The 7,840-nt window shown below is 65.3% G+C and carries 6 protein-coding genes; 5 read left to right on the plus strand and 1 reads right to left on the minus strand.

What is annotated here, in order from left to right; translation table 11 throughout:
- Positions 1 to 252 precede the first annotated feature (252 nt).
- The 3 genes from GPT33_RS15315 (at position 253) to GPT33_RS15325 (ending at position 3,525) form a co-directional block, all read left to right on the plus strand.
- The gene (locus tag GPT33_RS15315) at positions 253 to 885 is read left to right on the plus strand and encodes a DUF2076 domain-containing protein (RefSeq protein WP_296810467.1); all 633 of its coding nucleotides are present in this window, start codon (positions 253 to 255) and stop codon (positions 883 to 885) included.
- 115 nt (positions 886 to 1,000) lie between these two features.
- Positions 1,001 to 2,278: a hypothetical protein gene (locus GPT33_RS15320; RefSeq protein ID WP_296810470.1), complete on the plus strand. Its 1,278-nt coding sequence runs from the start codon at positions 1,001 to 1,003 to the stop codon at positions 2,276 to 2,278.
- A gap of 257 nt (positions 2,279 to 2,535) precedes the next feature.
- Positions 2,536 to 3,525 (plus strand): endonuclease, encoded by a 990-nt coding sequence (locus GPT33_RS15325; RefSeq protein ID WP_296810473.1) that lies wholly within the window; start codon positions 2,536 to 2,538, stop codon positions 3,523 to 3,525.
- 186 nt (positions 3,526 to 3,711) lie between these two features.
- Here the strand turns inward: GPT33_RS15325 and ppk1 are convergent, their stop codons facing one another.
- Positions 3,712 to 5,952, minus strand: a complete 2,241-nt coding sequence (ppk1, locus tag GPT33_RS15330) for a polyphosphate kinase 1 (RefSeq protein ID WP_296810484.1) — start codon at positions 5,950 to 5,952, stop codon at positions 3,712 to 3,714.
- Between the two features lie 163 nt (positions 5,953 to 6,115).
- On the opposite strand from ppk1, the gene cmoA reads away from it, so the two are divergent.
- Positions 6,116 to 6,841: a carboxy-S-adenosyl-L-methionine synthase CmoA gene (cmoA, locus tag GPT33_RS15335; RefSeq protein WP_296810478.1), complete on the plus strand. Its 726-nt coding sequence runs from the start codon at positions 6,116 to 6,118 to the stop codon at positions 6,839 to 6,841.
- Positions 6,832 to 7,824 (plus strand): tRNA 5-methoxyuridine(34)/uridine 5-oxyacetic acid(34) synthase CmoB, encoded by a 993-nt coding sequence (cmoB, locus tag GPT33_RS15340; protein ID WP_296810481.1) that lies wholly within the window; start codon positions 6,832 to 6,834, stop codon positions 7,822 to 7,824. The genes cmoA and cmoB overlap by 10 nt, the downstream gene beginning before the upstream one ends.
- Positions 7,825 to 7,840 lie beyond the last annotated feature (16 nt).

A 7,840-nucleotide genomic window follows, 5' to 3' on the forward strand; every position in this document is an offset into this window, starting at 1 on the left:
TACCGTTGCTGAAAACCGGTTGTTCACAACAACAGCAACGAAAGCGTGCGCCATGGGTGACGATACGAGCAAGCGGGCGGGCGGTGCAAGTCGGGTCGAGGAGTTGAGTTGACAGGCCGGCGCCCCGTGCGGCCCAATGCGTCGCGCGCGGTCGTGGACCAGAGGAACCTTAGGGGCCGATGGGGACTCTATGCTGCGGGACTTTAGCTAACTTTTTGATCTGAAACCTCTTGAGCGGAAGGAGAATTTCCAGTGGATCGCGACGAGCAGAGCATGATCGGTAACCTGTTTGCCAAGTTGAAGCAGGCCGAGCAACAGGCCGGCCCCCGCGACCCGGCTGCGGAGCAGGAGATCGCCGCAGCCGTGGGCCGCCAGCCGGCCGCTCCTTATTACATGTCTCAGGTCATCCTGGTTCAAGAGCAGACGGTGCAGGCGCAGAACCAACGGATCCAGGAGTTGGAGAAGCAGCTTGCCGAGCGTCCTGCTGCGGGTGGCGGCTTCCTCGGCGGTCTCTTCGGGGGTGGTGCCGTGCCTGGTGCAAACGCCGCGCGGCCGGCGACCGAGCGCACGCCGGCCATGACTCCGGGTAGCACGCCGGGGACGGCTGCGGGCATGGGGCTCGGCAAATCAACGTCCACCGCAGCTCCGAGTCGGGGGTGGTCGCAGGCGACACAGCCTGCCGGGGGCGGCTTCATGGCATCGGCCCTGACGACCGCCGCCGGTGTTGCGGGGGGCATCATGATGGCCAATGCGCTGACCGGCCTGTTCGGCGGCAACGAGGCCGAGGCGTCGGAGACACCGGCACAGCCCGAGGAGGTGCCGTTCGAGTCCGAGGAAACGTTCCTGGACGATGGCGGCGACTTCGAGTCCTTCGAGGAGTTCTGATCCCTGGCGCAGTGCCTGTGCTGCCGAACAGGGCCTGTTCGGCAGCACAGGTCGGCGTTGCGCTTGCTCCGCCGGGCGATGCTGGTCTCTGCTCCGAGCGCTGATGGATGATCGCATGAAGATTCGACGTTTCGGACAGCTCGCAACCGCGCTCGTCTGCGCCCTGTTCGCTACCCTGACGGATGCGGCCTGTCTGGATATCGACGTCGCATCCAGTCCGTGTCGCTATCCGGCGGGCGATGCCTGGTGCGCCCGCAATGACGGCGCCAATCTTTACGCTTACAGAGACGGTTGCGTCGACGAGGGTCAGCTCACGCAAGCGGAAACACCTGCACGCGCGCGAGTCAGGTCCGCACCGGGGGATCCTGTTGCCGTCTGGGACTGCGCCAAGGCCAGAACCGCGGTGGAGCGCTTGATTTGCGCCAACCCCGATCTCCGCGCCCAGGATGCGAGAATGGGCGTCCTCTACACCGAGTTACAGGCGCTCGGTCTGTCACCCGAGGGGATGCAGAAAGCCTGGCTCAGAAACAAGCGCGCCGCCTGCGGTGACGCGGACTGTCTACGCGCACTCTATTCCGAACGCATCCGCTACTTCGAATCGCTCGTGCGGCCGGGTGATGCGGCGCGCGAGACTGTTCGGTTTGCACCCGAGCCGGATCCCGTCGCACCGATCGCGGGCGCGCCGACGCCCGATACCGAGGTGGAACCGAATCCGGAACGGCTGCTCGCGGTCGAGCCCGAAGCGACTGACGCTTGGGCATCGAGCCCCGAAGCGACCTCGCCGACCGATGGTTTCGTGGCCTTCCTCCCCGAGCTGCCGCAACCGGAGTTGCCCTCCGCATTCTCGGGGTACGACCCGGCGGTCGGGGGTATGACCGTCTCCTCCGACGTTGATCCGGGCCAAACCGACCCTCGGTCGTCGTCTTTCCGGGCAGGCGACGGACTTGTCGTGTGGGGCGCCGCGGTGCTGATCCTGGCGGGCGGTGTGTTCGCTTGGCTGAGACGCTCCCGGCTCCGCGACGCCGTTGTCGTCTCCCGCGATCGCCTCGCATTCCTGATCCGGAGGTTGCGGACGGTGTCGGCGAACGGGTTCGCGCAGATGCGGCGACGCCATGACCCCGTCGGGGGCCGTACCTCGCGCATCGCTTCCGCGAGGGCCACGGAGGAGATGGCGCGCCCTGCTGATTGTCGTCTGCCCGAGGAGATTCTCGGGCGCTTGCGCGCGCTGGCACGGCCCGGAGAATCACTGTCGTCCGTTGTCGGACGTGCGGTTGCCGCGCTGGAAACCGCCGCGGATCAGCCTCGGGAGACGGCCGTCTTATCACGCATGGAGGCACTGGAGGCCCGCTTGGCACACTTGGAAGGACATCGTACGACACCGAAACATCCCTGAGCGCCTGCGGTTGAATCGGGAGCGGTCCGGCCGCCCCGAGCGCACTCTGCTAAACCGCGCCAGCTCCGACCGTCGTTGGAGCTGGCGCGGTCAAGCCATTCCAACAAAGTATACATGCCGCACCGGACGCGGTTTAAAGTGCCGGTCCGCCGTCCAGCCTGGATCGTCCGTCCGCAATGCCTCGCCGCCCGTCTCGCAAGTCACCTCCACCCAGGGCTGCAACCCGAGTCTCCGGGTCTGCACGACTGCTTTCGATCTTGCGCCGGAGCCTGATCGCGCTGCGGGATCTCGGCATCGGGCTCATCGTGATCTGTGTCCTCTCCTTCCTGCCGACGACACTCACGCAAAGCTGGCCGGAGCCTGCGCGGCGAGCGGTCGAGATCACACGCGACATCCGCGCCTTGTTGTTCGACGTGGTGCTCGAGACGGCCGTCGGTGTAGGATCCCTGCTCGCGTCCGAAGATGCGGGCATCGCGGTGTCAGTTCGTGTAAAAGCCGACCCTGCAGCGGGATGGCGGCCGCTCGACCTTCCGGCGTTGCGCGCTGCGGCGAGGTCCGCCGGTCCTCGGCCGGGGGTTGCCGGCAGCTTCGACGAGGCCCGCGCGGCCTTGCTGGACAACGTCTACGGTGAACGACGGGTCACCTTCTTCTGCGGCTGTCGCTACGATCATCGGGGTCGGGTCGACCTCCAAGGCTGCGGGCTGGGCAAACTCATCGGTAGCCGACGGGCGGAGCAGGCCGAGGCGGCGCATGTCGTGCCGGCATCACGGCTCGGCGGGTCGCGACGCTGTTGGCGCGATCCCGCGGCGTTCCCTGCCTGCACGAGCGAGGCCGCCGGGATGCGTCTCTCGAGGTTGGCCTGCTGCGAGCGGGTAGATCCCGACTTCGCCGCCGCCTACAAGGACCTGCACAATCTCGTCCCGGCGGTGGGAGCCATCACGGCTGCGCGCTCGGATCATGCCTGGGGCGAGCTGCGCTCCGGACAGCGCTTGGGCGACTGCGCGATGCGTTTCGATCCCATCCTGCGTCGGGTCGAGCCTCCGGAGGGCGTGCGCGGGGATATCGCTCGGACGGTCCTCTACATGCGCGACACCTACGGCGTCCGTCTCAGCCGGCAGGACCTACAGCTCTTCAAGGGCTGGGATAGCGCCGATCCGCCCGATGCACGTGAGATCGAGCGCAATCGACGGATCAGTCGCGTTCAGGGTAGGGGAAACCCCTATGTGGAGGACGAGCGGCGGTTGTGAACGTCGTCGCGATCGCGAGGCGCGCGGTGTCGAGGGCCGAGGCGGTTTCCGCAAAGAGTCATCTTTGGGGCTGCGCTTCAAAATTTAATATTTTTTAATACTTTAAACCGCGCCAGCTCCGACAGTTGTCGAAGCTGGCGCGGCCAAGCCAATCCAACAAACGACGCAGACCGCATCGGGCGCGGTTTATTTGAGATTCTTCTCCCGCAACCGCCACTGGAAATGGCTCAGGAGCTTGGAGCGCACCTTCTTCTCCTTGTGTTTGGCCGCTGCGGCGAGACGCTTCTCGGCGACACCGATCAGGGTCTCCTGAGCACCCTTGGCGTTCTCGTCCTCCGGGGTGCGTTGGGTGTAGTTGCCGTCCGAATCCATGTCCCAAGCGGAGCGGGTGTCGGCGAACTGCACGTCAAGGATGAGTCGCAGCTCTTGGCGCAGCTCCGGGTTCTCGACCGGAGCGTGGACCTCGACGCGACTGTCGAGGTTACGGCCCATCATGTCGGCCGAGCCGATGTAGTACTCTTCCGCGCCGCCGTTCCTGAAATAGATGATGCGTGCGTGCTCGAGGAAGCGCCCGACGATGCTGACGACGCGCCCGGTCTCGCTGATTCCGGGCAGCCCGGGTCGGTAGCGGCAGGTGTCGCGGATGATGAGGTCGACCTTCACGCCGGCGCGGCTGGCCTTGTAGAGTGCGCGCGTGATCTCGGCGTCTTCCAGCGCGTTCATCTTCATTTGGATGAGACCGTCGCCGTGACGCTTGTGATGCTCGATCTCGCGGTTGATCTTCTCGATGATCCCGCGCTTGAGCGTATAGGGCGCGGCGAGGATCTTGCGATAGCTCGGGGGCGGTGAGTAGCCGGTGAGATAGTTGAAAAGCTCGGTGAGATCCTGGCCGATATCCTCGTCGCATCCGAGCATGCCCAGATCCGTATAGAGCTTGGCCGTACCCGAGTGATAGTTGCCGGTGCCGATGTGGTAGTAACGGCGCAGTTGGGAGTAATCGCGCCGCACGATGAAGATGAGCTTGCTGTGGGTCTTGAGGCCCATGACGCCGTAGTTGACGTGGATGCCTTCGGCCTCCAGGCGCCGTGCCCAGACGATGTTGGCGGCCTCGTCGAAGCGCGCCTTGAGCTCGACCAGTACCGCGACCTGTTTGCCGTTGCGTGCGGCCTGCATGAGTGAGTCGAGGATGGGGCCGGCCGAGGTGCGATAGAGCGTCATCTTGATGGCGAGCACCTTGGGGTCTTCGGCGGCGGTGCGCAGAAAGCGCTCGACCGAGGTGCTGAAGGCCTGATACGGATGCTGGAGCAGGAGCGGCCCGTTCTCGCGGATGATGTGGAAGATGTTGCGCCGATCATTGGCGAGCAACGGATGGTCGACCGCACGGTGGGTCTTGTCGTGCAGCTCGGGCTTCTCGATCCCGGCGACTTCGAAGAGATCGCGCAGGGCCATCATGCCCTCGACCTCGAAGACGTCCTCGTCCTCGTTCAGACCCAGCTCGGCCGCGAGCATGCCGCGGTGGGTCCGTTCCATGCCGGGCTGCACCTCCAGACGTACGATGGGGGCGAAGTGGCGCTCGCGCAGCTCGCTTTCGATCATCTCGAGCAAATCGTTCGCCGCCTCGGCCTCCGGCTCGACGATGGCGTTGCGGGTGATTCGGAAGAGGGCGCAGGAGTCGATCTCCATGCCCGGGAAGAGCATGTCGAGGTTCTTCACCATCAGGTCTTCGAGGGTGACGAAGGTGGTGGTGCCGTCGATGGCGATCAGACGCCGCGACACGTCCTTGCTGACCGGGACCTTCACGCGGGCCATGTAGACCTCGCTGCCGCCCGGGAAACGCAGGGTCACCAGCAGGTTAAGGGTCAGATTGGAGATGAAGGGGAAGGGATGGGCCGGATCCATCGCCAACGGGGTGAGCATCGGGAAGATGTTGGCGCGGAAATAGTCGCGCAGCCGCTCGCGTGCATCGGACGGCAAATCATCATGCAGGACGATGCGGATGTCGTGTTGTGCGAGCTCGGACATCAGAATCGAGTAGATCCGCTGCATCTCGGTCTGAAACTCGCGGACCGCGGCCTGGCACTCCTTGAGCTGCTGCGAGGGTGTGCGGCCGTCTACGCTCGGGGTATGCACGCCGGCGGCGATCTGCTGCTTGAGCCCGCCGATGCGTTTCATGAAGAACTCATCGAGGTTGTTGCTGACGATCGCCAGAAACTTCACCCGTTCGAGCAACGGGGTACGGCTGTCGTCCGCCTCGTTGAGGACGCGACGATTGAACGCCAGCCAAGTGAGCTCGCGATTCAGATAAAGTGAGGGGTCGCCTAAATCGATCTCATCCGGGATGCTCGGGGCGGCATCCGGAGCCGGGTCGACGTCCTGTACGAAATCGGAATCCTCGTCGATGGCTTGTTGGATCTCGTTCTTGTTCATCATGTTGCGTTCCCTTGGACGGCAGGTCGGCAGTGGTGTGGGCGGGGAAGGTATTCTATACCGAGCGCCGATCGACGATGGTGGATTCGTGGCGTGACTCTGCCCTGCCTTGGGTGCCGCTGCAAGCCCATCAGAACCGTGATCGAGGATGTGAAGTGTGACAATGAACGAGCCCGATGACCTTTTCGACCGGCCCAGCGCGCCGGTGAAGCCATTCGAGTTCGATGCCGATGTCGCCCGGGTCTTCCCGGACATGGTGCGTCGTTCCGTGCCCGGCTACGCCGAGCTGGTCGGTCTTACCGGACTGATTGCCCGGCGTGCGGTAAGGCCGGGGACCACGTGTTATGACCTGGGTTGCTCCCTGGGTGCGGTGACGCGCGAGCTGCTGCTGCAGACCCCGGCGGATGTGCCCGTGATCGCCGTCGATACCTCGGAGGCGATGATCGAGGGCATGGGTGCGCGGCTCGCCGATGTCCCGGGGATCGAGCGGCTCGTGCCGCTCTGTGCCGATCTGGAAGCCGTCGAGGTCGGCGGTGCCGGCTTGGTCGTCTTGAATCTGACGCTCCAGTTCATCCCGCCCGCGCGGCGGGACGCACTGATGGCCCGTCTGCGCGCCGGTCTGGTTCCGGGCGGCATGCTGGTGCTGGCCGAGAAGGTCGAGATTCCGGATGCGCAGGGCGGGCGCCTGATGCGCACCCTCCACGAGGACTTCAAGCGTGCGAACGGCTACAGCGAGCTGGCGATCAGCCGCAAGCGAGCCGCACTCGAGCGCGTACTCGTCCCGGAAACCGTCGAGACCCATGAGCGGCGTCTCCGTGTTGCCGGTTTCGCCGGCCATCTGCGCTGGTTCCAGAATCTCAACTTCGTGGCCTGGGTCGCATGGACCTGACGCCCTTCGAGCCCTTTTTTGATCGTCTCGCACGGACCGGTTTGAGCGCCTGGCGCGAGAGGCTGGCCGAACGCGCCGCGCTTCGGCTGGGTGCGCAAGCCCACGGGGATTTGCCGAAGTGGGAGCAGGCGCTGGCGCGGCTGCCGGATCTGCCGAGCGGGCGGGCTCGTTTGGATGACCCCTGTGTCGGGATCGAAGGCGTCGGGCCGCTCGACGCCGATCTCGGGCGGTCTCTGAGCGCGGCGCTGATGGCCCTGCATCCCTGGCGCAAAGGCCCCTTCTGCATCCAGGGCGTGCACATCGACACCGAGTGGCGCTCGGATCTCAAGTGGGATCGCGTGGCCGAGGGCATCGCGCCGCTCGCCGATCGTCTGGTGCTCGACGTGGGCTGCGGGAACGGTTATCACGGCTGGCGCATGCTCGGGGCCGGCGCCCGGTTGGTGATCGGCATCGATCCGACGCTCCTGTTCGTGCTCCAGTGGATAGCGATCAACCGCTATCTGGTGCGCGACGATCTCGCGGTGCTGCCGCTCGGCATCGAGGATCTGCCGAGGGATCTCACCGGCTTCGATACGGTCTTCTCGATGGGCGTGCTCTACCACCGGCGCTCGCCGATCGATCACCTGATGGACCTGCATCGACTGCTGCGCCCCGGCGGCGAGCTGGTCCTGGAGACCCTGGTCTTGGAAGGCGAGGGTGAGCGCCTGTTGGTTCCGCCGGGACGCTATGCCGCGATGCGCAATGTCTGGTTCATCCCGAGCGTCGATGCGCTGGCGCTCTGGCTGGGTCGCTGCGGATTCACCGGGATTCGCGTGATCGACGTGACCCGCACCGGCCCGCAAGAGCAGCGCTCGACCGACTGGATGCGCTTCCAATCGCTGCCCGACCATTTGGATCCGAGGGATTCGAGCCGCACCATCGAGGGACACCCGGCGCCGGTGCGTGCCGTCCTGATCGCGAACCGACCGGAGTCCAGCCCATGACGGGATTCGTCGATAA

This window comes from Thiocapsa sp. (genome assembly GCF_011390875.1).
In the GTDB taxonomy this organism is placed as follows: domain Bacteria; phylum Pseudomonadota; class Gammaproteobacteria; order Chromatiales; family Chromatiaceae; genus Thiocapsa.